Here is a 24,831-nt window from a genome sequence, read left to right on the forward strand (position 1 = left end):
CCGACCCCCAGCCGGCCGCGCCTGGTGCACTTCCCCGCATCAGGACGAACGGATGGGGATCGGAACCCGAGGCCACGAAGGCAAGGCGGAATCATGGACATCGAACGCATTCACACCCCGGTCATGCTCGAGCGCACGCTCGAGCTCCTGGCCCCGGCCCTCGAGGCCGACGGCGCCGTGATGGTCGACGCGACCCTCGGCATGGGCGGCCACACGGCCGCCTTCCTCGAGCGCTTCCCGAAGCTCACCGTCATCGGCCTCGACCGCGACACCGACGCACTCGGCATCGCCCGCGAACGACTCGCGAAGTTCGGCGACCGGGCCCGGTTCGTGCACACGGTCTACGACGGCATCGTCGACGCGGTTCGCAGCGAGGGTTTTCGCGAGGTGCACGGCGTGCTCTTCGACCTCGGCGTCTCCTCCCTGCAGCTCGACCGGGCCGAGCGCGGCTTCGCCTACTCGAAGGATGCGCCGCTCGACATGCGCATGGACTTCACGAGCGGGCGCACCGCTGCCGACGTCATCGCGGAGGAGAGCGAAGAGGAGCTCCGCCGCATCTTCCTCGACTACGGCGAGGAGAAGCTCGCCGCGCGGTACGCGAGGGCGATCGTGCGGGCGCGAGCGGATGCCCCGATCACGCGTTCCGGCGAGCTCGTCACCATCATCCAGGCGGCGACCCCGGTCGCGATCCAGCGTCAGGGTCACCCTGCGAAGCGGGTGTTCCAGGCACTTCGCATCGAGGTCAACGAAGAGCTGTCGGTGCTCGAGCGGGCGATGCCCGCCGCGCTCGACACGATCGCCGTCGGCGGCCGCATCGTCGTGCTGGCCTACCAATCGCTCGAGGACCGGATCGTCAAGCGATCGCTCGCCGCGGCGTCGAGCTCGACGGCTCCCGCCGGACTGCCGATGGAGCTGCCCGAGCACCGGCCCGAGTTCAAGCTCCTGGTGCGAGGCGCCGAACTCGCGAGCGAAGACGAGCAGGCCGAGAACCCGCGGGCCAAGCCCGTGCGGCTCCGGGCCGCCGAGAGACTGAGGAGGGCATCGTGAGCGCAGTGCAGGCCCAGTCCCTCCCCGCCCCCCGGCGGATCGATCACGAGCGCCCGCAGCGACGGCTCCGGCCGGCGCCCGAGCGGGCCGCCCGAGCGAAGCCGCGGCTCGCCTACGCCGTGATCGCTCTGGGCGGCGTCGCCGTCATCATCGTGGCCCAGCTGCTGCTCTCGATCGCGGTGACGCAGGGCGCGTACGAGATCGACGCCCTGCAGATGCAGCAGACCACGCTCACGCGTGACGAGCAGAAGCTCTCCGAAGACCTCGATCGCGTCGAGTCGCCCCAGTTCCTCGCCACGAAGGCGGAAGGACTCGGCATGGTTCCGAACTCGGACCCGGTCTATCTCCGGCTCTCCGACGGCGCGGTGCTCGGGCAGCCGACGGCGGCCGAGGGCGGCGCGGGGGCATCCGCGCCGCTCGTCCCGAATGCGCTGATCGACGGCGTGCCGCTCGGCGACGGACCGAAGGCGGGGGAGACTCCGCTCGAGGGGAGTCCCGGTCACTCCGGCGACGCAGCGACCAAGGCTCCTGCCGGGGCCCCGGCGCCCGTCGACGGCGGCCTGCCGACACCCGCCACGCACTGACCGCTCGACCGCTCGACCGCTTGCGAGGACCCACTCGATGAACCGCACCAGCCGCCACCCGATGCGTCGGATCCTGCTCTCCGCCGCCGTGCTCGTGGCGTTGGTCGGCGTCTTCGTCGTGCGACTCGTCGACATTCAGATCGTGCGCGCGGCCGAGCTGAACGAACAGGCGCAGGAGGCGCGATCGCAGCCGGTCACCGTGTACGGAGCGCGAGGCGACATCGTCGACGCCAACGGCAAGGTGCTCGCCGACAGCGTGATGCGCTACGACATCGTGCTCTCGCCCAAGCAGGCCTCGAAGGCGGTCGTGGAACGCGAGGTCCCCGATCCGGCGGATCCCGAGAAGACGACGGACGTCGTCGTACCCCTTCCGGAACTCGCGGCCGAGCTCGGTGCCGTCGTCGGGCTGACGGGCGACCAGGTGCAGGGGATCATCACGGCGGAGCTCGCCGAGGATCCGAACTCCGACTACGCCTACGTCGCCAAACTCGTCGACACGGAGACCTACGAGCGGGTGAAGGAGCTCGGCATCCCGTGGGTGTACGCCGACGAGCATCCGAGCCGCCGCTATCCGAACGGCGCGGTCGCGGGCAACCTCATCGGCTTCATGGACTCCGACGGAAACCCCGGCGCGGGGCTCGAGCTGGGCGAGGACGAGTGCCTGGCCGGCGAGAACGGCGAGGTCAGCTACCTGCACAGCCTGCAGGACTGGGTGAAGATCCCCGGCACCGAGATCGTGCACAAGCAGGCGCACGACGGCGGCACGCTGAACCTCACGATCGACACCGACCTCCAATGGGAGGTGCAGCGCATCGCCGAGGCGCAGCGTCAGGCGACCGGCGCAGACTGGGCGACCGTGACCGTGATGGAGGCGAAGACCGGACGGCTGCTGGCCGTGGCCGATGTGCCCACGGTCGATCCGAACAATCCCTCGGCGATCGACGAGGACGATCGGGGATCGCGCTCGTTCACCGCCCCGTTCGAGCCGGGCTCGACGTTCAAGGCGCTCACCGCGGCATCCGTGATCAATGCGGGCCTGGCCGATCCGTTCAGCAAGATCGTGGCGCCCTACCGGATCATCTTCCCGAACGGGGCCAACGTCAACGACAGCGCCCGTCATGACGACCAGCAGCTCACACTCACGGGCGTGCTCATCGAGTCCTCCAACACCGGCATGTCGCAGTTCGGCGAGCTCATGAGCGACCGGGCCCGCTACGACGACATGCTGAAGTTCGGCCTCGGTTCCGAGACCGAGGTCGGCTTCCCGGCCGAGGCCAGCGGCGACCTGCACGGCGACCCCGACGACGACTGGGACAACCAGACCAAGTACGCCACCATGTTCGGCCAGGGCCTGACCACCACCGCGGTGCAGATCGCGAGCGTCTACCAGACCATCGCGAACGGCGGCGTCCGGATGCCGGTCACCCTCGTCGACGGCTGCGAGAACGACGACGGCACGGAGACGACCCCGCCGACGCAGGGGGAGCAGGTGATCTCGGCGGAAGCCGCCGCCGAGACGAGCCAGATGCTCGAGCGCGTCTACCAGGACGCCTGGCTCTCCGACAAGTGGAACATCCCGGGGTACCGGGTCGCCGCGAAGACCGGAACCGCTCAGGTTCCCGACGGCGACGGCGGCTACCTGAAGGGCTACCTCGTCTCGGTGTCGGGCTTCGCCCCGGCCGACGATCCGCAGTTCGTCGTTTCGGTGAGCATCATGAATCCCGTTAAGATGAATTCGTCCGCCGCATCCGCTCCCGTCTTCCAAGAGGTGATGAGCCAGGTGCTGAAGAAGTACCGGACAGTTCCATCCGGCGCCCCGGCGCCCGAGCTGCCAGCTACCTGGTGAGAAAGTTGGGTTCGTGACCGGATCGCCTCTCACGGCTCTCCGGCCGAAGCACCCGAGTCCTCGATCGCTTCCCGGCCTCGCCGAAGCGTTCGGATTCTCCGTGCTCGGCGAGATCGACGGTCTCGAGGTGACCGGCGCCGGCCTCTCCTCGAAGAGCGTGGAGCCCGGCGACCTCTACGTCGGAGTTCCCGGGCGCAACGCCCACGGCGCCGACTACGCCGCTGCGGCTCGTGATGCCGGCGCCGTCGCGCTGCTGACGGATCCCGCCGGAGCCGAGCGCGCCGCCGACGCTGGTCTGCCGATCCTCGTGACCGACGACGTGCGCGCCGCGCTCGGCGACGTCGCGGCCTGGATCCACGGCACCGCCGACAACCCCGCCACGATGTTCGCGGTCACCGGCACCAACGGCAAGACGAGCGTCGTGTACCTGCTCTACGGCATCCTCCGGCAGCTCGGCGTCGTCGCGGGTCTCACCTCGACCGCCGAGCGACGCATCGGCGACGAGGCCGTCACGAGTTCGCTGACGACCCCCGAGGCGAGCGAGCTGCACGCCCTGCTGGCGCGCATGCGAGAGGTCGACGTGAGCGCGGTCGGCATCGAGGTCTCGGCGCAGGCGCTCTCGCGCCACCGCGTCGACGGCCTCGTCTTCGATGTCGTCGGATTCACGAACCTCACGCACGACCACCTCGACGACTACACGTCGATGGACGAGTACTTCGAGGCCAAGCGGGAACTGTTCCGGCCCGAGCGCGCGCGACGAGGCGTCGTCACGGTCGACTCCGAGTGGGGTCGCCGCCTCCTCGCCGAGTCCGGCATCCCGGTGACGACGCTCGCCTCGGTGGCGGGCGTCGACGCCGACTGGCGCATCACCGTGCTCGACGAGGGCGCCGACCACACCTCGTTCCTCCTCGAGGGCCCCGGTGGCCGGCGTCTCGAGACCCAGGTGCCGCTCCTCGGCTGGTACATGGCCGCGAACGCCGCACTCGCGATCGTCATGCTCGTCGAAGCCGGATACGACCTCGACCTCATCGCTGCGGCGCTCGAACGCGACGTCGGCGTCGACGCGTACATCCCCGGTCGGGCGGAACGCATCTCCGGCGATCGCGGCCCGGTCGTGTACATCGACTACGGCCACAGCCCCGACGCGTTCCTGCAGACGCTCGGCGCGATCCGTCGTGCGACCGACGGCCGCGTCGTGATGGTGTTCGGCGCCGACGGCGACCGCGACACGACGAAGCGCGCCGAGATGGGCGCCATCGCCGCACGCGGCGCCGACGTGGTCGTCATCACGGACTTCCACCCGCGGTTCGAGGACCCGGCTGCGATTCGCGCCGCGCTCATCGCCGGTGCACGCGAGGCGGTCCCCGACCGCGAGATCCACGAGATCGCCGATCCACGCGAGGCGTTCCGCGCCGCGCTCTCCCTCGCCGGTGAAGGGGACGCGATCCTGTACGCCGGCCCGGGCCATGAGGACTACCACGAGGTGAAGGGCATCAAGATCGCGTACTCCGCCAGAGACGATTCCCGACAGGCGCTGCGCGACGCGGGGTGGCTCGCATGATCGCACTGACCCTGGCCGAGATCGCCTCGGCCGTTGACGGCGTGCTCCGACTCGACGGCACCTCGGCGGCCCACGACACCGTCGTCGACGGTGCCGTGACGACCGATTCCCGCGAGATCGAGCCCGGCGGCGTCTTCGTCGCCAAGCGCGGCGAGTTCGACGACGGCCACCGGTTCGCGCCCACTGCGAGCGAGCAGGGCGCCGCGCTCCTGATCGTCGAGCACCCCCTCGAACTGCCCGTTCCCCAGATCGTCGTCGCCGACTCGGTCGACGCCCTCGGCGCCCTCGCGACCGAGGTCGTGCGCCGGGTGCGCGCGCTCGGCCGACTGCGGATCGTGGGCGTCACCGGCTCCAACGGCAAGACGACGACCAAGAACCTCCTCCGCGCCGTGCTCGAACAGGTCGGTCCGACGGTCGCCGCACGCGCCTCGTTCAACAACGAGGTCGGCGCTCCGATCACGATGCTCGAGCTGACGAACGAGACCGAGTTCCTCGTCGCCGAGATGGGCGCATCGGGCGTCGGCGAGATCGCACGGCTCGTGCGCATGGCCCGGCCCGATGTCGGCATCGTCCTGAAGGTGGGCCTCGCGCACGCCGGCGAGTTCGGCGGCATCGAGCAGACCGTGCGCGCCAAGTCCGAGATGGTCACCGACCTGCTCGAGACGGATGTCGCGGTGCTGAACGCCGACGACCCGCGCGTGGTGCCCATGGCCGGTCTCACGGCGGCGCGCGTCGTCTGGTTCGGATTCGGCGAGTCCGCCGAGGTGCGCGCCACCGACATCCGCGCCCACGCCAGGGGCACCGACTTCACCGTGACGATCCCCGGAGGCGAGACGGCGCACGTGCAGTTCGCGGTGCTGGGGGAGCATCACGTGATGAACGCACTCGCGGCCATCGCGACATCCGTCGAACTCGGCGTGCCGCTCGCCCACACCGTCGCCGCACTCGAGCAGGTGACCCTCGCCGAGCGCTGGCGCATGCAGGTCATGGGTGGTCGCGACGGCGTCACGATCATCAACGACGCCTACAACGCGAGCCCCGACTCGATGTCGGCCGCGCTGAAGACGCTCGCCCAGGTGAAGAACCCCGAGGCGCGCACGATCGCGGTGCTCGGCGAGATGAGCGAGCTCGGCGAGTTCTCGGGCGAGGAGCACGATCGCATCGGCCTGCTCGCGGTGCGACTCGGCATCTCGCAGCTCGTCGTCGTGGGAGCGGGCGCTCGGCGCCTGCACATCACGGCGATCAACGAGGGCTCGTGGGACGGCGAATCAGCCTTCGTCGAGTCCGCAGACGAGGCGTTCGACCTCGTCACGTCGTCCGTGCGCCCCGGTGACACGGTGTTGGTGAAATCGTCGAATTCGGCGGGTCTCCGCCTATTGGGCGACCGACTGGGAGAATGGTTCGCATGAGAGCGCTGCTGACCGCTGGGGCGTTGTCGCTCGCCTTCACGCTGTTCCTGACCCCGCTGTTCATCCGGCTGTTCACACGGCTCGGCTGGGGGCAGTTCATCCGCGACGACGGGCCGCAGAGCCATCACGTCAAGCGCGGAACGCCCACCATGGGCGGCATCATCTTCATCCTCGGCACCTTGTTCGGCTACTTCGTGGCGACGCTCCTCGTGAGCGACGAGAAACCGACGGCGTCGGGCCTGCTCGTGCTGTTCATGATGGTCGGCCTCGGCGTGGTCGGCTTCATCGACGACTTCCTGAAGACCCGTAAGAAGCAGAGCCTCGGGCTCGGCGGCTGGGCGAAGGTCGTCGGGCAGGTCATCATCGCCGGCGCGTTCGCCCTGCTCGCGATCCAGTGGCCGAACGATCGCGGGGTCACGCCCGCCGACACCAAGATCTCGTTCATCAGGGACCTCCCGCTCGACTTCATGGTCTTCGGCGCGGTCGTCGGCATCATCCTCTACGTCGTCTGGATCTGCCTGCTCGCCGTCGGCACGTCGAACGCGGTGAACGTCACCGACGGACTCGACGGACTCGCGGGCGGCGCCTCGATCCTCGCGATCGGCTCGTTCGTCATCATCGGCTTCTGGCAGTTCAACCAGGCGTGCGGTTCGCCCGGACTGAACCCCGACGACCAGTACCGCTGCTACGACGTTCGCGACCCGCTCGACATCGCGATCGTCGCGACCGCGATCGTCGGCGGCCTCATCGGCTTCCTCTGGTGGAACACGAACCCGGCGAAGATCTACATGGGCGACACCGGTTCCCTGGCGCTCGGCGGCGCCCTCGCCGCCCTCGCGATCGTCAGCCGCACCGAACTGCTGCTGCTCCTCATCGGCGGCCTCTTCGTGATCGAGACCGGTTCGGTCATCGTGCAGCGCGCCTACTTCAAGCTCACCCGCGGCAAGCGCATCTTCCTCATGAGCCCGATCCACCATCACTTCGAGCTGAAGGGCTGGGCCGAGGTCACGATCGTCGTGCGCTTCTGGATCATCGGCGGACTCCTCGTTGCGGCCGGCGTCGGCGCGTTCTACTTCGAGTGGTTGCAGAGCTGATGACGGATGCCGCTGCCGCCCTCTCCGATCGTCTCGATGCCCTGACCAGCTGGAATGCCGATTGGCGCGGCCTCCGCGTCGTCGTCATGGGTCTCGGCGTCACGGGGTTCGCCGTCGCCGACACCCTGACCGAACTGGGCGCCTCGGTGCTCGTCGCCGCGCCCGAGGTCGACGACGACCGTGCGCGGATCCTCGAGGTCATCGGGGCCGGTCTGCTGCGGCATCCGCTCGACTCGGTGCCGGCCGAGGTCGTGGACTTCGCTCCCGAGCTCATCGTGGCCTCGCCCGGGTTCCATCCCGATCACCCGGTGCTGGCATGGGCGGCCGAGTCATCGATCGCCGTCTGGGGCGACATCGAGCTCGCCTGGCGGGTGCGCGACAAGGTGAACACCGCCGAGTGGATCCTCGTCACGGGCACGAACGGCAAGACGACGACCGTGCAGATGGCGGCGACGTTCCTCGCGGCGAACGGCCTGCGCGCCGCGCCGTGCGGCAACATCGGCGTGCCGGTGCTCGACGCGGTGCGCGACCCCGGCGGGTTCGACGTGCTCGTCGTCGAGCTCTCGAGCTACCAGCTGCACCACCTCCCGAAGGCGGGGCCCGGCGCGCTGCACCCGTGGGCGAGCACCGTGCTGAACATCGCCGACGACCACCTCGACTGGCACGGCTCGTTCGAGGCGTACCGCGATGCCAAGGCGACGGTCTACGAGAACACGAAGGTCGCGTGCGTGTTCAACCGCGCCGACGACGCGACGCGTCGCATGGTCGAAGACGCCGAGGTCGAGGAGGGCGCGCGCGCCATCGGCTTCGGACTCGACGTGCCGGGGCCGAGCGACTTCGGCGTCGTCGAGGGCATCCTCTGCGATCGGGCGTTCCTCGACGACCGTCATTCCGCCGCTCTCGAGCTGATCACGCTCGACGAGCTCGAGCCGCGAGGGCTCACAGCACCGCACGTGGTGGCGAACATCCTCGCGGCCTCCGCGCTCGCGCGCTCGTTCGGCGTGCCCGTGGGCGTCATCCACGACGCGCTCGGCACGTTCCGTCTCGACGCGCACCGCATCGAGACGGTCGCCGTGTCCGGCGGTATCCGGTGGGTCGATGACTCGAAGGCGACGAATCCGCACGCGGCCGAGGCCTCGCTGCGCGCCTTCGGCACGGTCGTGTGGATCGTGGGCGGACTCCTGAAGGGCGTCGACGCGGATGCGCTCGTCGCGGCCCACGCCGCACGGCTCCGAGCCGCGATCGTGATCGGCGTCGACCGCGCAGCGCTCGTCGCGGCGTTCCGCCGACACGCGCCCGAGCTGCCGCTCTTCGAAGTCGTCACGGATGACACTGAGACGGTGATGCCCGACGCGGTCGCACTGGCCGCGGCGGTCGCTGAAGAGGGCGACACCGTACTCCTCGCGCCCGCTGCGGCGTCGATGGACCAGTTCGCCGACTACGGCGATCGCGGACGGCGGTTCCACGACGCAGTCGGATCGATGCTGGGAGGTGAGGCGGATGGCGACTCCGCCCCGCGCGAACCGCAACCCGGAGCCTGAGCCCACCGGCGTCTCGGCCTCCAGGATCCGCCTCGGTCGTGTCTTCCGCGTCGAGTCGGCCGACTACTTCCTGCTGCTCGGCACGACGCTCTTCCTGGTCGTCTTCGGCCTCGTCATGGTGCTCTCCGCCTCCGTCGTGCAGTCGCACCTCGAAGACGAGAGCTTCTTCGCTCAGGCGCTGCGACAGGGCCTCTTCGCGGTGTTCGGCATCCCGATCATGCTCATCGCGAGCCGCATGCCCGAGAAGTTCTGGATGCGGCTCGCCTGGCCGACGCTCATCCTCGCGTGCGCCCTGCAGCTCCTCGTCGTCGCGACCCCGCTCGGCATCGAGGTCGGCGGCAACACGAACTGGATCCAGCTCGGCCCGATGCAGTTCCAGCCGTCGGAGCTCATCAAGGTCGCCCTCGTCATGTGGCTCGGCCTCATCGTGACCAAGAAGGAGGCGCTGCTCGGCGACTTCGTGCACGGCGTGCTGCCGATCGTGCTCGTCGGCGGCGGCGCCATCGGCCTCGTCCTCCTCGGCGGCGACCTCGGCACGGTCATGATCATGGGGTCGATGCTGCTCGGCGCCCTGTTCCTCATCGGCGTTCGCCTGCGGCTGCTGCTTCCTCCGATCTTCGCGGCCATCGTGCTGTTCGTGATCGTCGCGGTCTCCAGCGAGAACCGCATGCGGCGCATCACCTCCTTCCTCGACGCGAACTGCGAGAGCGGCGGCACGGGCGACGCGATCAGCGACTGCTGGCAGATCCAGCACGGGTCGTTCGCTCTCGCGAACGGCGGCATCTTCGGCGTGGGCCTCGGCAACTCCGCTGCGAAATGGTCGTGGCTGCCCGCGGCCGACAACGACTTCATCTTCGCGATCATCGGCGAGGAACTCGGACTGATCGGCGCGATCGTGATCATCGCGATGTTCGTCGTGCTCGCCGTCGCGCTCGGCCGCGTGCTCCGCGGGGCGCGCACGCCGTTCGGTCGCGCGGCCTCCGCCGCGGTGCTCGTGTGGATCATCGGCCAGGCGTGTGTCAATATCGGTGTCGTGCTCGGCGTCTTCCCTGTTCTCGGTGTGCCGTTGCCGCTCGTCTCCGCGGGTGGCACGGCGCTGCTCACCACGCTCTTCGCGATCGGCATCGTGTTGTCGGTCGCGCGCGACCCGGAGGCCCCGGCGCGGGCCGCCGCCCGGGCCGCAGCCCGCAAGAGCGGCCGCCCGGCGGCATCGCGGACCGCCCGATGACCACGTACCTCCTCGCCGGCGGGGGCACCGCCGGCCACGTCAACCCGTTGCTCGCCGTCGCCGACCGCCTGCGCGAACGCGACCCCGAGGCATCCGTGCTCGTGCTCGGCACGGCCGAGGGCCTCGAGGCTCGGCTGGTGCCGGCTCGCGGCTACGAGCTCCTGACGATCGCGAAGGTGCCGTTCCCGCGTCGGCCGAACCGCGCGGCCGTGGCGTTCCCCGCACGGTTCCGGGCGTCGATCGCGGCGGTCCGCGGAATCATCGAGGAGCGCGACGTCGACGTCGTCGTCGGCTTCGGCGGCTACGTGTCGACCCCGGCCTATCTCGCAGCACGACGCGCCGGCATCCCCGTCGCGATCCACGAGGCGAACGCCCGCCCCGGCCTCGCGAACCGGCTCGGCGCGCGCTTCGCCGCGACCGTCGGCATCGCCTTCGAAGGCACCCCGCTGCCACGGGCGCGACTCGTGGGCATGCCGCTCCGACGTGAGATCGAGACACTCGACCCGGCTGCGCTTCGGGCGGAGGCCGCCGCCCACTTCAGCCTGGATGCAACGCGGCCGGTGCTCCTCGCCACCGGCGGCTCGCTCGGCGCCCGGCGCATCAATCGCACGATGGTCGACTCGGCCGACGCGATCACGGCAGCCGGCTGGCAGGTGCTGCACGTCACTGGCGCCAACTCCGAGGTCGACGATCCCGGCGTCGCCGACTATCGAATGGTCGAATACGCCGACCGCATGGACCTCGCCCTCGCCGTCGCCGACGCCGCCGTCTCCCGCGCCGGAGCCGCGACGGTGTGCGAGCTCTCGGCGCTCGGCATCCCCGCGGTCTTCGTGCCGTACCCGGTGGGCAACGGCGAGCAGCGGTTCAACGCCGCCGGCGTCGTCTCCGCCGGCGGTGCGGTGCTCGTCGACGACGCCGAGTTCGTGCCCGAATGGGTCGACGCCGCCCTGCTGCCGATGCTCTCGGACACGGGGCGCCTCCGGGCAATGGCGGCGGCGGCGAGCTCGGTGGGCTTCCGCGACGGCACCGACCGCATGGTCGCCCTCGTCGACGAAGCGCTCGGCGAGCCAGGCGGCGCCGGCCCGCAAGGCGCGTAACGTTGAGTGAGCGGATGCCGCGGCATCCGCTCGCACGAACCGGCGCCCCGGCGCCTCGAACCCGTCCGCACTCGACCGCAGCCAGGAAGAACCGCAGCAATCGTGACGATCAAGCCCGACCTCTCAGCCCAGATCCCCGCCGAACTCGGCGCCGTGCACTTCGTCGGCATCGGGGGATCCGGCATGAGCGGCATCGCCCGCCTGATGCTCGGCGACGGCCATCGGGTCACCGGGTCCGATGTCCGCGATTCCGCCAACATCGCCGCCCTCCGCGAACTCGGCGCCGAGATCTCGATCGGCCACGATGCCGCGAACCTCGCCGACGACATCGACACGGTGGTCGTGACCGGCGCGCTGTGGGAGGACAACCCCGAGTACCGCCTCGCACTCGAGCGCGGTCTGCCCGTGCTGCACCGCTCCCTCGCTCTCGCCGCGCTCATCGCCGGGCGTCGCCTCGTCTCGGTCGCCGGCGCGCACGGCAAGACCACGTCGACCGGCATGATCGTCACCGGCCTCCTCGCCCTCGGCGAGGACCCGAACTTCGTCAACGGCGGCGTCATCGAGGGGCTCGGCGTCTCGTCGGCTGCCGGCGACGGCGAGCTCTTCGTCGTCGAGGCCGACGAGTCCGACGGCTCGTTCCTGCTGTACGACACCTCGGTCGCCCTCATCACGAACGTCGACCCCGACCACCTCGACCACTACGGCTCGCGCGACGCGTTCGAGCAGGCCTTCGTCTCGTTCGGCGACGGGGCGCGCGAGCTCGTCGTCGTCTCGTCCGACGACGCGGGCGCCAAGCGGGTCACGGAGCGGCTGTCGCACGAGCGCGTGGTCACGTTCGGCCAGGCGGCGGATGCCACGGTGCGCGTGCACTCCGTCGAGACCGAGGGCCCCGTCGCGTTCGCCGTGGACTACGCCGGCGCGACCTATCGCGCGACGTTGCGCATCCCCGGGGTGCACAACGCCATCAACGCAGCGGGCGCCTTCGCCGTGCTCGTCGGCCTCGGCTTCGACCCCGAGGCATCCCTCGAGGGCATCGCCCGGTTCGCCGGCACCGGCCGACGATTCGAGTTGCACGGCACGGTCGGCGGTGTCAGCGTCTACGACGACTACGCGCACCACCCCACCGAGGTCGCGGCAGCCCTGGCGGCGGCGCGCACGGTGGTCGGCGAGGGCCGGATCATCGCCGTGCACCAGCCGCACACGTACAGCCGGACCCAGACCTTCGCGAAGGAGTTCGCCGAGGTGCTCGAGCAGTACGCCGACGAGACCGTCGTGCTCGACGTCTACGGCGCGCGCGAGGACCCCGTGCCGGGCGTCACCGGGGCGCTCGTGAGCGAGCGGTTCGCCGACCCCGCCCATGTCGCGTTCGTGCCCGACTGGCAGCAGGCCGCCGACTACACGGCGAGCATCGCCCGCGACGGCGACTTCGTGATCACCCTCGGCTGCGGTGACGTCTACCGCATCGTGCCCCAACTGATCGGCTCCCTCGAGCGCGAGCGCGGATGACGCCGGAGCACGAGTGAAACGGCCTCAGGGGTTCGACGGGCCGGCCGCACGTGCGCCGCGCACACCGCGTCCAGCCGCTGACGGGGTGGGGCCAGCCGGGCCGCGGTCGTCAGACGTGCGCTCCGCCCCACCCTCCCGTCCGGCGCGCCAGCCGGCGGAGGGCGTCGGGCGGAGTTCGGCGACGGCTCCTGCACAGCCTGCCGATGGGCGGCGAACGGCTGATCCCGACCGCGTCTCGACCGAGCCGATCGCGATCGTCGTCGCGACGCCCGTGGTCCCGCTCGCCTCTGGCACCGCCCGGACGCCGGTCGACGGTGCCGCGACGGGGCATCCGGCCATGCCCGGGACCGGCGAGGCCGTGAACGCGCCCGCGGCGCCGAAGAGCGCGAGGGCGGCCAAACGGGAGCTCGCTGCGGCGAGCCGGGAGCGGCGCAGGTACGAGCGCCAGGAGGTGCGACGGTTCACGAAGCGGTCGCGTCGGCGTCGGATCGTGTGGTCTGTCGTGCTCGGCTCTGTGGTGGCGCTCGTGCTCGTGGTCGCAGTCGGCGCGTACTCGCCGCTCATGGCGTTGCGCGAGGTCCGGGTCGAGGGTGCTTCGCGGATCCCCGTCGCCGACGTGCAGGCGGCGTTCGACGACACGCTGGGCACACCCCTGCCGCTCATCGCGAGCGCCGACGTACTCGCGGCGCTCTCGGCGTTTCCGCTCATCGAGACCTATTCGACCGAGACGATCCCGCCCGGCACGCTCGTCGTGCGCATCGTCGAGCGAGTGCCGGTCGGCGTCGTCGACACGGGTTCCGGCCTCGAGCTCGTCGACGCCGCCGGCGTCGTGATCGACCGACCGGCGGAGCGCCCCGAGGGGCAGCCGTTGATCGTCACCGACGACGGCGTCGCCGGCGAGGGCTTCCGTGCCGCGGCCGCCGTGATCCGGAGCCTGCCGGCCGAGGTGCGCGGGCAGCTCGTCGGCGCGTCCGCGGAGACGGCCGACGACGTGCGGCTCGAGTTGTCGACCGGGGCGACCGTCGTGTGGGGGAGTGCCGAGGAGTCCGCCGCGAAGGCGGCGGTGCTCGCGAGGCTCATGGTCGCGGCGCCGCCCGACACGGTCGGAGAGTACGACGTGTCGTCGCCCGCGAGCGCCGTGACACGGTAGCGCGCACCGGGAAATCGGGTGGATCCACCCCGAATCGCACGGCGGTTCGCGACACGCGGGCGATCCTTTCGCGGGAGAGGCCGCGGGGAGCCTACCGTCATCACAGGAATTGCATACTCAGCAAAACTTTAACCTTCGACTAGAGGTTCAGGGTTCAGAGTTCGCACGGAAGGCCGGTCATGTCGACAAACCAGAACTACCTCGCTGTCATCAAGGTCGTCGGGATCGGCGGCGGCGGTGTCAACGCCGTCAATCGCATGATCGAACTCGGGCTCCGCGGAGTCGAGTTCATCGCGATCAACACCGACGCGCAGGCGCTCCTCATGTCGGACGCCGACGTGAAGCTCGACGTCGGGCGCGATCTCACTCGCGGCCTCGGCGCCGGCGCAGACCCCGAGGTGGGCCGTCGCGCCGCCGAGGATCACGCCGAGGAGATCGAGGAGGCGCTCGCCGGCGCCGACATGGTCTTCGTCACGGCGGGCGAGGGCGGTGGTACCGGAACCGGCGGAGCCCCGGTGGTCGCCCGCATCGCGAAGTCGATCGGCGCGCTCACCATCGGTGTCGTCACGAAGCCGTTCGGCTTCGAGGGCAAGCGGCGCCAGACCCAGGCCGAGCAGGGCGTCGCGCGCCTGAAGGAAGAGGTCGACACCCTCATCGTGGTGCCGAACGACCGCTTGCTCGAGATCAGCGACCGCGGCATCTCGATGCTCGAGGCGTTCGCCACGGCCGACCAGGTGCTCCTCGCCGGTGTCCAGGGCATCACGGACCTCATCACGACCCCGGGCCTCATCAACCTCGACTTCGCCGACGTGAAGTCCGTCATGCAGGGCGCGGGCTCGGCGCTCATGGGCATCGGCTCCTCACGGGGCGCCGATCGTGCGATCAAGGCCGCCGAACTCGCGGTCGCGAGTCCGCTGCTCGAGGCGTCGATCGACGGCGCCCACGGCGTGCTGCTCTCGATCCAGGGCGGCTCGAACCTCGGCATCTTCGAGATCAACGACGCGGCCCGCCTCGTGCAGGAGGCCGTGCATCCCGAGGCGAACATCATCTTCGGTGCCGTCATCGACGACACGCTCGGCGACGAGGTGCGGGTCACCGTCATCGCCGCCGGATTCGACGGCGGCGAGCCGAACGCGAAGCCCGTCGAGGCGCGTCGCACGAACTTCGTGCCGGCAGCCGTCGGCGCGGCGGTCGGCGGCGGCGCCATCTCGAGCGAGGCTGCCGACGTCATCGCCGAGATCGACATCGACGAGCTCGTCGAGACGGCGAACTGGGGCGAGGTCGAGTCGGCGACGGCGGACCAGATCGTCTCGGACCCCGCATTCGACACCGATGACGACGATCTCGACATCCCCGACTTCCTGAAGTGAGCGACGCGACACCGGCCGCGGACTCGCTGGCCGGGCGCCTCGCGGAGGTGGCCGGGCGGGTCTCGGATGCCGCGCGCGACGCGGGTCGCGACCCCGCCGAGATCACGACGATCGTCGTCACGAAGTTCCACCCGGCATTTCTCGTGGCGCAGCTCGCGGAGCTCGGCGTGCGCGACGTGGGCGAGAACCGCCACCAGGAGGCGCAGGCGAAGGCCGCCGAGCTCGCGGAGCTCGACCTGCGCTGGCACTTCGTCGGGCAGCTGCAGAGCAAGAAGGCCCGGCAGGCGCGAGCCTACGCGTCGGCGATCCACTCGGTCGACCGCACGGCGCTCGTCGACGCGCTGCGTTCGGACGAGGCATCCGTCGACTGCTTCGTGCAGGTGAACCTGACCGACGACCCCGGTCGCGGGGGTGTCGCACCGGAGGCGCTCGAAGCGCTCGTCGAGCACGTGCTCGAGACCCCGGGGCTGCGACTGCGCGGCCTCATGGCCGTCGCGCCGCTTGGCGAACCCGCCCGCCCCTCGTTCGCCCGAGTCCGCGCGATGTCCGAGCTGGTGCAGAAACTCGACCCGACCGCTCACGATCTGTCCATGGGGATGTCGCACGACTTTCGCGACGCGATCATGGAGGGTGCGACACACCTGAGAATCGGAACGGCAATCACCGGGAATCGGCCGGTCGCCGGTTAACCTCGAAGAGACGGAACACAGACGGAGGCAGCGATGTCGAACCCGCTCAAGAAGACGATGGTCTATCTCGGCCTCGCCGATGAAGAGCTCGAAGAGGAGACCACGCAGGCCCACGCGCCCGCACCGGTGACCCCGGTAGTGAACGCGACGCCAGCACCGAGGACTGGTGCATCGGTCACGCCGCTGCGCAAGAACCATGTCCAACCGAGTACACCGCAGGCGGAGATGAACGAGATCCTGACCGTCCACCCGCGTCAATACCGTGACGCGCAGGTGATCGCCGAGTCGTTCCGAGAGGGCGTCCCCGTGATCATCAACCTCTCGCAGATGTCGGATGCGGACGCGCGTCGTCTCATCGACTTCGCGAGCGGCCTCTCGCAGGGCCTCTACGGGAAGATCGAACGGGTGACGAGCAAGGTCTTCCTGCTCTCGCCCGCACACGTGGTCGTCTCGGGGGAGACCGGCGAGAGTGAAGGCGACGTGGACGCGTCGTTCTTCACGCACGCGTAGCCCGTCGTGGGCGCGCTGCTCGTCGTCTGGAACATCCTCTACCTGCTGCTGCTCATCTACTTCTTCGTGATGTGGGGGCGGTTCGTGCTGGATCTCGTGCGCACCTTCAACCGGTCATGGCGTCCTCGCGGCGCCTGGCTGGTGGTCGTGGAGGCCGTCTACAGCCTCACCGATCCACCCGTGCGGTTCTTCCGGCGGCTCGTGCCGCCGATCCGCATCGGCCAGGTCGCATTGGATCTGGGGTGGAGTCTGGCCATGCTCGTCGTGATCGTCGCGATGACCGTGGTGTCCTTTCTGCAGCAGGCGGCAGCGATGCCCGCCTGATGATCTCCTGCGAGGGATGAGGTCGAGACGATCGGCACTCACGACTCTGAGGATGTCTTTGCTACCGTTAGCTGAACGTGATCGAACAGTTCGACAGATTTGAGGGTGGAAAGCCATGGCGCTAACTCCGGAAGATGTGGTCAACAAGCGCTTCCAGGCGACGAAGTTCCGGGAAGGCTACGACCAAGACGAGGTCGACGACTTCCTCGACGAGGTCGTGGTGGAGCTTCGTCGACTGAACGGGGAGAACGAGGAACTGCGTCAGCGGTTGTCCGCGGCCGAGGCCCGTGCTGCGGAGGCCGCCAAGGCTCCCGCCGCCGCTGCGCCGGCAGCTGCCGCGGTCTACACCGAGCCGGCGGCTCCGCCGCCCACGGTCGCGGTGCCGATGCAGCAGCCCGCGTCGCAGCAGTCGGACTTCGACGAGCAGGCGAGCACGACGAACCTCCTGCAGCTCGCGCGTCGACTGCACGAGGAGCACGTCCGCGAGGGCGTCGAGAAGCGCGATGCGCTCATCGCCGAGGGCCACGCCACTGCGGCGCGCGTCGTCGCCGAGGCCGAGGCCAAGCAGCGCGCCCAGATCGGCGTGCTCGACCAGGAGCGCGTCGCACTCGAGAAGCGCGTCGACGAGCTCCGGGTCTTCGAGCGCGACTACCGTGCGAAGCTGAAGAACTACATCGAGGGTCAGCTCCGCGAGCTCGACACCGCAGCGCCGGTGCAGGTCACCGGCAACCAGGGCTTCTCGTCGCCGGTCGGCGCATCGGGCCTGCCCGCTGAGCAGCCTGCACCGACGTTCCAGGGCTTTGGAGGCTGAGCCGGCCGCGAAGGTCGGCTCCGCCACCGCCCTCCTGGTCGTGGCCGGCGCCGCACTCGCGGCGTACGGCCTCGACCAGCTGAGCAAGTTCCTCGTCGTCTCGAACCTCACCGAGGGTGAGATCGTGCCGGTGCTGGGCTCGCTGCTCCAGTGGCAGTTCGTGCGCAACCCGGGAGCGGCATTCTCGCTCGCGAGCGGCATGACGTGGATCTTCACGATCCTCGCGGCCGGCGTCATCACCTTCATCGTGTGGTTCGCCCGGCGCATCCGCTCGATCGCCTGGGCCGTCGTCTTCGGGCTCCTGCTCGGCGGCGTGCTCGGCAACCTGACCGACCGGCTCTTCCGGGAGCCGTCGTTCGGCCTCGGCCACGTGGTGGACTTCATCTCGACACCGTGGCTCATCCCGGCGATCTACAACATCGCCGACATCGCGATCGTGTCGAGCATGGTGCTCTTCATGATCCTCACCATCCGCGGCATCGGGCTCGACGGCTCGCGCGAACTGCGGCCGGCGAAGCGCGATTCGGCGGAGTCCGTGCAGCGTGACGCACCCGCTGCCGCCGAGGGCGACGCACCGCTTCGCGAAGCCGCGACCGGAGCCTGATGGAGCACCGTTCCTTCCCCGTTCCCGACGGGCTCGAGGGCTCGCGCGTCGACGCCGGTCTCGCGAAGCTCCTGGGGTTCTCGCGCACCCTTGCGGCCGACATCGCCTCGGCCGGCGGCGTGTCGCTCGACGGTGCATCCGTCGACAAGTCCGACCGGCTCCGCGCCGGCGCCTGGCTCGAGGTGAGCTGGGAGGAACCGCGCGGTCTCACGATCGATCCGATCGCCGTGCCCGACCTCGGCATCATCCACGACGACGACGACCTCGTGGTCGTCGACAAGCCGGCCGGTGTTGCCGCGCACCCCTCGGTCGGCTGGAACGGGCCGACCGTCGTCGGCGCGCTCGCTGCGGCGGGATTCCGCATCTCGACCTCCGGGGCCTCCGAGCGCCAGGGCGTCGTGCACCGGCTCGACGCCGGCACGAGCGGGCTGATGGTCGTCGCGAAGTCGGAGCGCGCCTACACCGAGCTCAAGCGCCAGTTCCACGACCGCGAGGTGGAGAAGATCTACCACGCGGTCGTGCAGGGCCACCCCGATCCGCTCGCCGGAACGATCGATGCTCCGGTCGGCCGCCACCCGCGTTCGGAGTGGAAGTTCGCCGTGACCGCCGAGGGCAAGCACGCCGTCACCCACTACGAGACCATCGAGGCGTTCCCGTACGCGTCGCTCCTCGAGGTGCACCTCGAGACGGGCCGCACGCACCAGATCCGGGTGCACATGGCCGCACAGCGGCATCCGTGCGCGGGCGACTCCATGTACGGGGCCGACCCGACGCTCTCGGCGAAGCTCGGCCTCGACCGCCAGTGGCTCCACGCCAAGCAGCTCGCCTTCGCCCATCCCGCCGACGGCGCCTGGACGACCTTCGTGTCGGAGTACCCGGCCGACCTCGCGCACGCGCTCGACGTGCTCCGCGGCGACTGAAGCCGCACCGATCGCGCGCCCAGGGGCCGGGCGTCGCCCGGTCGCCGTAGACTTTTCGAAGACCCCCGAAACACACTCGCCGTACCCGATGAGGAGCCCAGTGGCCACCGATTCCTTCGTCCACCTGCACGTGCACAGCGAGTACTCGATGCTCGACGGCGCCGCCAGGGTGGGGGAGCTCATCCAGGCCGCGAAGGGCGAGGGGATGCCCGCGGTCGCGATCACCGACCACGGCAACGTGTTCGGCGCGTACGACTTCTGGAAGCAGGCCACCGACGCCGGCATCAAGCCGATCATCGGCACCGAGGCCTACATCACACCGGGCACGGCACGCGGCGACAAGACCCGCATCAGGTGGGGCAACGGCGGTGGCGACGACGTCTCGGGCTCGGGCGCCTACACGCACATGACGCTGCTCTCGGAGACGACCGAGGGCATGCACAACCTCTTCCGCCTCTCGAGTCGCGCCTCGATCGAGGGCTACTACTTCAAGCCGCGCATGGACCGCGAGCTGCTGTCGATGTACTCGAAGGGGCTCATCGCGACGACCGGCTGCCCGTCGGGCGAGGTGCAGACGCGACTCCGGCTCGGCCAGTACGACGAGGCCGTCAAGGCGGCTTCCGACTTCCGCGACATCTTCGGCAAAGAGAACTACTTCGCGGAGATCATGGACCACGGGCTCGGCATCGAGCGCCGCATCATGGAGGACCTGCACCGGCTCGCGAAGGACCTGGCGCTGCCGCTCGTGGCCACGAACGACCTGCACTACACGCACGCCGCCGACGCGAAGAGCCACGCCGCCCTGCTCTGCGTGCAGTCGGGCTCGACGCTCGACGACCCCAACCGGTTCAAGTTCGACGCCGACGAGTTCTACCTGAAGACCGCCGCCGAGATGCGGCACGTGTTCCGCGACTACCCCGAGGCGTGCGACAACACCCTGCTCATCGCCGAACGCGCCGACGTGAAGTTCAACACGAACGCCAACTACATGCCGCGCTTCCCGGTGCCCGAGGGCGAGAGCGAAGACACCTGGTTCGTGAAGGAGGTCGACCGCGGCCTCGCGGTGCGCTATCCGAACGGCATCCCCGCCGAGGTGCGCAAGCAGGCCGACTACGAGGTCGGCGTCATCCTGCAGATGGGCTTCCCCGGCTACTTCCTCGTGGTCGCCGACTTCATCAACTGGTCGAAGAACAACGGCATCCGGGTAGGTCCAGGTCGTGGTTCCGGCGCCGGCTCGATGGCGGCGTACGCGATGCGCATCACCGACCTCGACCCGCTGCAGCACGGCCTCATCTTCGAGCGGTTCCTGAACCCCGACCGCGTCTCGATGCCCGACTTCGACGTCGACTTCGACGAGCGTCGTCGCGGCGAGGTCATCAGGTACGTGACCGAGAAGTACGGTGACGAGCGCGTCGCCCAGATCGTGACCTACGGCACGATCAAGGCGAAGCAGGCGCTGAAGGACTCCGGCCGCGTGCTCGGCTTCCCGTTCTCGATGGGCGAGAAGCTCACGAAGGCGATGCCGCCCGCGGTGATGGGCAAAGACATCCCGCTCACGGGCATCTTCGACTCGAAGCATCCGCGATACAAAGAGGCCTCCGACATCCGGGCCATCGTCGAGACCGATCCCGAGGCGAAGACCGTCTTCGAGACGGCGCTCGGCCTCGAGAACCTGAAGCGGCAGTGGGGCGTGCACGCTGCCGGCGTGATCATGTCGAGCGATCCGCTCGTCGACATCATCCCGATCATGAAGCGCGAACAAGACGGTCAGATCGTCACGCAGTTCGACTACCCGGCGTGCGAGTCGCTCGGCCTCATCAAGATGGACTTCCTGGGGCTGCGCAACCTCACGATCATCGACGACGCCCTCGACAACATCGAGGCCAACCGCGGGCATCGACCCGTGCTCGAAGACCTCGCGCTCGACGACCAGGGGGCATACGACCTCCTGGCGCGAGGCGACACGCTCGGCGTCTTCCAGCTCGACGGCGGCCCGATGCGATCGTTGCTCCGCCAGATGAAGCCCGACAACTTCGAGGACATCTCGGCCGTCATCGCGCTGTATCGACCCGGGCCGATGGGTGCGAACTCGCACATCAACTACGCCCTGCGCAAGAACGGCCTGCAGGAGATCACGCCGATCCACCCCGAGTTCGCGGAGTCGCTCCGCGAGATCCTCGACACGAGCTACGGCCTGATCATCTATCAGGAGCAGGTCATGGCGATCGCGCAGAAGGTGGCCGGGTTCTCGCTCGGCCAGGCCGACATCCTGCGTCGTGCGATGGGCAAGAAGAAGAAGTCGGAGCTCGACAAGCAGTACGAGGGCTTCTCGGGCGGCATGAAGGCGAACGGCTATTCGGATGCCGCGATCCAGAAGCTCTGGGAGATCCTGCTCCCGTTCTCGGACTACGCGTTCAACAAGGCGCACTCGGCTGCGTACGGGGTCCTCAGCTACTGGACCGCGTATCTGAAGGCGCACTACCCGGCCGAGTACATGGCGGCCCTGCTCACGAGCGTCGGCGACGCGCGCGACAAGCTCGCGCTCTACCTCAACGAGTGCCGCCGCATGGGCATCAAGGTGCTGCCGCCCGACGTGAACGAATCGATCGGGTACTTCGCCGCCGTCGGCGAAGACATCCGCTTCGGACTCGGCGCGGTGCGGAACGTCGGCTTCAACGTCGTCGACGCGATCCGTGCGGCGCGTGACGCGAAGGGCCGGTTCGAGTCGTTCCACGACTTCCTGAAGAAGTCACCCCTGCCGGTGGCGAACAAGCGCACGGTCGAGTCGCTCGTGAAGGCGGGTGCGTTCGACTCGCTCGGACACACGCGCCGCTCGCTCGTCGAGATCCACGAGGGTGCGGTCGAGTCGGTCGTGAAAGAGAAGCGGGCCGAAGAGGTCGGCGACTTCGGATTCGACTTCGACAGTCTCTTCGACGACGACGAGCGCGATGCCGCGCCGTCGCTCGTGCCCGCCCGCCCCGAGTGGCCGAAGAAGCAGAAGCTGGCCTTCGAACGAGAGATGCTGGGGTTGTACGTGTCGGAGCATCCGCTCGACGGACTCGAAGTGTCGCTCGCGAAGCACGCGTCGACGTCGATCCTCGATCTCACCACGTCGGATTCCACGCAGGATGCCGACACCGTCACGGTGGCCGGCCTCGTCACGAGCGTGCAGCATCGCATCGCGAAGGCCTCCGGCAACCAATACGGCATGATCACGGTCGAGGACTTCTCGGGCGAGATCACGGTGATGTTCATGGGCAAGGCGTACCAGGAGTTCGCGCCCGGCCTGCAGGCCGATTCGATCGTCGTCGTGCGCGGGCGGGTCAGCATGCGCGACGACGGCATGAACCTGCATGCCTACAGCGTGTTCACGCCTGAGATCGGCCAAGACGAGGAATCCGGCATCGTGAAGATCACGTTGCCCGACCAACGGGCGACGCAGGAGACGACCGAGGCGTTGCGAGACGTGCTCGTTCGCCATCGCGGGGAGACCGAGGTCCGGATCACGCTGACGAAGGGCCGCGTCGGTCGCGTCTTCGAGGTGGGGCAGTACCCGGTCAAGGTGACCGCCGACCTCTACGGAGAGCTGAAGAGCCTGCTCGGCCCGAACTGCCTCGTATGACGACGACCGGGAGCGTGTGCTGACGGCTCGGTAGTCTGGAGGCATCATGCTGCGCACCATCGATCTCCGCGGAACCCGACCGACGACCGCAGGGCTCCTCGCCCTCGTGCCCCGGGCCGCGACCGACGTCGCGGCGGCGCTCGACGCCGCCCGCTCGATCATCGACGAGGTGCGCGAGCACGGCGAGTCGGCGCTGCTCGACCAGGCGGAGCGCTTCGACGGCGTTCGTCCGGCCGGCGTGCGCGTGCCGGCCGATGAGCTGGCCGCGTCGCTCGATGGGCTCGCCCCCGAGATCCGTGCGGCGGCGCTTCAGACGATCGAGCGGGTCCGTGCCGCGAGCGAGGCGCAGGTGCCGGCTCCGCAGGTCACTCGTCTCGCGCCGGGTGCCGTCGTCGAGCAGCGCTGGCAGCCGGTCGCACGCGTCGGCCTCTACGTTCCGGGCGGCAAGGCGGTCTACCCGTCGAGCGTGATCATGAACGTCGTGCCGGCGCAGGTCGCGGGTGTGCGCTCGATCGCCCTCGCGTCGCCGCCGCAGTCGGAGTTCGGCGGACGAATCCACCCGACGATCGCGGGCATCGCGGCGCTCCTCGGCATCACCGAGGTCTACGCGATGGGCGGCGCCGGGGCGATCGGGGCCTTCGCGTACGGCGTCGAAGGCATCGGCCTCGAGCCGGTGCAGCGCGTCACCGGACCGGGCAACGTCTTCGTCGCCGCAGCCAAGCGGGTCGTGCAGAGCGTCACCGGCATCGACGCAGAGGCCGGGCCCACCGACATCCTCGTCATCGCCGACGACAGCGCCGACCCAGACTTCGTCGCAGCCGACCTCGTGAGCCAGGCGGAGCACGACGAGCTCGCCGCTGCGGTGCTCGTCACCGACTCGGCAGGCCTGGCGGCCCGAGTGGCCGATCGCCTCGAGGCCCGTGTCGCGGCGACGAAGCACAGTGCGCGCGTGCGCGAGGCGATCGGGGGCGCGCAGTCGGCGCTCGTGCTCGTCGACGACCTCGAGCAGGCGGCCGACTTCGCGAACGCCTTCGGCCCGGAGCACCTCGAGATCCAGGTGCGCGACGTCGACGCGACGCTCGCACGCATCGAGAACGCCGGGGCCATCTTCGTGGGCCCGTTCTCCCCGGTGAGCCTCGGCGACTACGCGGCCGGTTCGAACCACGTGCTCCCGACCGGCGGCCAGGCGCGCCACGCGGCGGGCCTGTCTGCGGCCACGTTCCTGCGACCGCAGCAGGTCGTGCGCTACGACGAGCCGGCGCTCCGAGAGGTGGCGCCGGTGATCGCCGCGCTCTCGACCGAGGAGGACCTGCCCGCCCACGGCGAGGCCGTCACCGCCCGTTTCGAGGGCTGAGTCGACGCGGTCGCCGGCCTCCGATTCAGCACGCGGTCGGCGCCGCCTCGATCGCCGCCCCGAGGGCCGCCGCTAGGCTGGGAGCACCATGTACTGTCCCTTCTGCCGTCACCCCGACTCCCGTGTCATCGACTCCCGCACGAGCGACGACGGGCTCTCGATCCGCCGCCGCCGTCAGTGCCCGGAGTGCGGCCGCCGGTTCTCGACGACCGAGACGGCGAGTCTCGTCGTCATCAAGCGTTCGGGCGTGGTCGAGCCATTCAGCCGCGAGAAGGTCGTGCTCGGCGTGCGAAAGGCCTGCCAGGGGCGCCCGGTGACCGACTCCGACCTCGCGGTGCTCGCGCAGAAGGTCGAGGAGACGATCCGCTCGACGGGTGCCTCGCAGATCGAGGCGAACGACATCGGGCTCGCGATCCTGCCGCCGCTGCGCGAGCTCGACGAGGTCGCCTACCTCCGCTTCGCGAGCGTCTACCAGGCGTTCGACTCGCTCGACGATTTCGAGTCGGCGATCGATCAGCTCCGAGAAGAGCACGGCCGTCTCCCGGCGCGACCGGTCGAGTGAGG

21 protein-coding genes are annotated in these 24,831 nt (G+C 69.7%); all 21 read left to right on the forward strand.

The window, feature by feature from the left end; genetic code table 11:
* Positions 1-93 precede the first annotated feature (93 nt).
* The 21 genes from rsmH (at position 94) to nrdR (ending at position 24,829) form a co-directional block, all read left to right on the forward strand.
* Entirely contained in the window at positions 94-1,047 is a 954-nt protein-coding gene (gene rsmH / locus ESP57_RS00505; protein WP_129230151.1) for a 16S rRNA (cytosine(1402)-N(4))-methyltransferase RsmH, read from the forward strand.
* On the forward strand, positions 1,044-1,631 hold the full coding sequence (gene ftsL / locus ESP57_RS00510) for a cell division protein FtsL (protein ID WP_056008242.1): 588 nt from the start codon (positions 1,044-1,046) through the stop codon (positions 1,629-1,631). The genes rsmH and ftsL overlap by 4 nt, the downstream gene beginning before the upstream one ends.
* Before the next feature lie 37 nt (positions 1,632-1,668).
* A complete protein-coding gene (locus ESP57_RS00515) occupies positions 1,669-3,477 on the forward strand; it encodes a peptidoglycan D,D-transpeptidase FtsI family protein (RefSeq protein ID WP_082571277.1) in 1,809 nt (602 codons plus the stop codon).
* A 13-nt stretch (positions 3,478-3,490) separates the two neighbouring features.
* Positions 3,491-5,038: a Mur ligase family protein gene (locus ESP57_RS00520; RefSeq protein WP_129230153.1), complete on the forward strand. Its 1,548-nt coding sequence runs from the start codon at positions 3,491-3,493 to the stop codon at positions 5,036-5,038.
* Positions 5,035-6,447 (forward strand): UDP-N-acetylmuramoyl-tripeptide--D-alanyl-D-alanine ligase, encoded by a 1,413-nt coding sequence (locus ESP57_RS00525; RefSeq protein ID WP_129230155.1) that lies wholly within the window; start codon positions 5,035-5,037, stop codon positions 6,445-6,447. Before ESP57_RS00520 ends, ESP57_RS00525 begins: the two co-directional genes overlap by 4 nt.
* A complete protein-coding gene (mraY, locus tag ESP57_RS00530) occupies positions 6,444-7,541 on the forward strand; it encodes a phospho-N-acetylmuramoyl-pentapeptide-transferase (RefSeq protein ID WP_056012634.1) in 1,098 nt (365 codons plus the stop codon). Before ESP57_RS00525 ends, mraY begins: the two co-directional genes overlap by 4 nt.
* A complete protein-coding gene (gene murD, locus ESP57_RS00535) occupies positions 7,541-9,082 on the forward strand; it encodes a UDP-N-acetylmuramoyl-L-alanine--D-glutamate ligase (protein ID WP_129230837.1) in 1,542 nt (513 codons plus the stop codon). The genes mraY and murD overlap by 1 nt, the downstream gene beginning before the upstream one ends.
* Complete coding sequence (gene ftsW, locus ESP57_RS00540; protein WP_056008260.1) at positions 9,042-10,310, forward strand: putative lipid II flippase FtsW; 1,269 nt, start codon at positions 9,042-9,044, stop codon at positions 10,308-10,310. Before murD ends, ftsW begins: the two co-directional genes overlap by 41 nt.
* Complete coding sequence (gene murG, locus ESP57_RS00545) at positions 10,307-11,407, forward strand: undecaprenyldiphospho-muramoylpentapeptide beta-N-acetylglucosaminyltransferase (RefSeq protein WP_129230157.1); 1,101 nt, start codon at positions 10,307-10,309, stop codon at positions 11,405-11,407. The genes ftsW and murG overlap by 4 nt, the downstream gene beginning before the upstream one ends.
* 102 nt (positions 11,408-11,509) lie before the next feature.
* Positions 11,510-12,913 (forward strand): UDP-N-acetylmuramate--L-alanine ligase, encoded by a 1,404-nt coding sequence (gene murC / locus ESP57_RS00550; RefSeq protein WP_129230159.1) that lies wholly within the window; start codon positions 11,510-11,512, stop codon positions 12,911-12,913.
* A 337-nt stretch (positions 12,914-13,250) separates the two neighbouring features.
* The gene (locus tag ESP57_RS00555; RefSeq protein WP_129230161.1) at positions 13,251-14,063 is read left to right on the forward strand and encodes a cell division protein FtsQ/DivIB; all 813 of its coding nucleotides are present in this window, start codon (positions 13,251-13,253) and stop codon (positions 14,061-14,063) included.
* Positions 14,064-14,242: 179 nt separating this feature from the next.
* Complete coding sequence (gene ftsZ, locus ESP57_RS00560) at positions 14,243-15,433, forward strand: cell division protein FtsZ (protein WP_056008275.1); 1,191 nt, start codon at positions 14,243-14,245, stop codon at positions 15,431-15,433.
* Positions 15,430-16,122 carry a YggS family pyridoxal phosphate-dependent enzyme gene (locus ESP57_RS00565; RefSeq protein ID WP_165877347.1) on the forward strand — a complete coding sequence of 231 codons (693 nt, stop codon included), beginning with the start codon at positions 15,430-15,432 and terminating at the stop codon, positions 16,120-16,122. Before ftsZ ends, ESP57_RS00565 begins: the two co-directional genes overlap by 4 nt.
* Positions 16,123-16,155: 33 nt before the next feature.
* Positions 16,156-16,632 carry a cell division protein SepF gene (locus ESP57_RS00570; RefSeq protein ID WP_115958216.1) on the forward strand — a complete coding sequence of 159 codons (477 nt, stop codon included), beginning with the start codon at positions 16,156-16,158 and terminating at the stop codon, positions 16,630-16,632.
* A gap of 6 nt (positions 16,633-16,638) precedes the next feature.
* Positions 16,639-16,956: a YggT family protein gene (locus ESP57_RS00575; RefSeq protein WP_115958214.1), complete on the forward strand. Its 318-nt coding sequence runs from the start codon at positions 16,639-16,641 to the stop codon at positions 16,954-16,956.
* A 115-nt stretch (positions 16,957-17,071) separates the two neighbouring features.
* A complete protein-coding gene (locus ESP57_RS00580) occupies positions 17,072-17,767 on the forward strand; it encodes a DivIVA domain-containing protein (RefSeq protein ID WP_082571278.1) in 696 nt (231 codons plus the stop codon).
* Positions 17,757-18,371, forward strand: a complete 615-nt coding sequence (lspA, locus tag ESP57_RS00585) for a signal peptidase II (RefSeq protein ID WP_129230163.1) — start codon at positions 17,757-17,759, stop codon at positions 18,369-18,371. Before ESP57_RS00580 ends, lspA begins: the two co-directional genes overlap by 11 nt.
* A complete protein-coding gene (locus ESP57_RS00590; protein ID WP_115958210.1) occupies positions 18,371-19,291 on the forward strand; it encodes an RluA family pseudouridine synthase in 921 nt (306 codons plus the stop codon). Before lspA ends, ESP57_RS00590 begins: the two co-directional genes overlap by 1 nt.
* Before the next feature lie 88 nt (positions 19,292-19,379).
* A complete protein-coding gene (dnaE, locus tag ESP57_RS00595; RefSeq protein WP_056008293.1) occupies positions 19,380-22,913 on the forward strand; it encodes a DNA polymerase III subunit alpha in 3,534 nt (1,177 codons plus the stop codon).
* Between the two features lie 46 nt (positions 22,914-22,959).
* On the forward strand, positions 22,960-24,267 hold the full coding sequence (gene hisD, locus ESP57_RS00600) for a histidinol dehydrogenase (protein ID WP_129230166.1): 1,308 nt from the start codon (positions 22,960-22,962) through the stop codon (positions 24,265-24,267).
* 88 nt (positions 24,268-24,355) lie between these two features.
* Positions 24,356-24,829 (forward strand): transcriptional regulator NrdR, encoded by a 474-nt coding sequence (nrdR, locus tag ESP57_RS00605; RefSeq protein WP_056008298.1) that lies wholly within the window; start codon positions 24,356-24,358, stop codon positions 24,827-24,829.
* Positions 24,830-24,831: the final 2 nt, after the last annotated feature.

Source organism: Agromyces fucosus (assembly GCF_004134865.1).
In the GTDB taxonomy this organism is placed as follows: Bacteria; Actinomycetota; Actinomycetes; order Actinomycetales; family Microbacteriaceae; genus Agromyces; species Agromyces fucosus.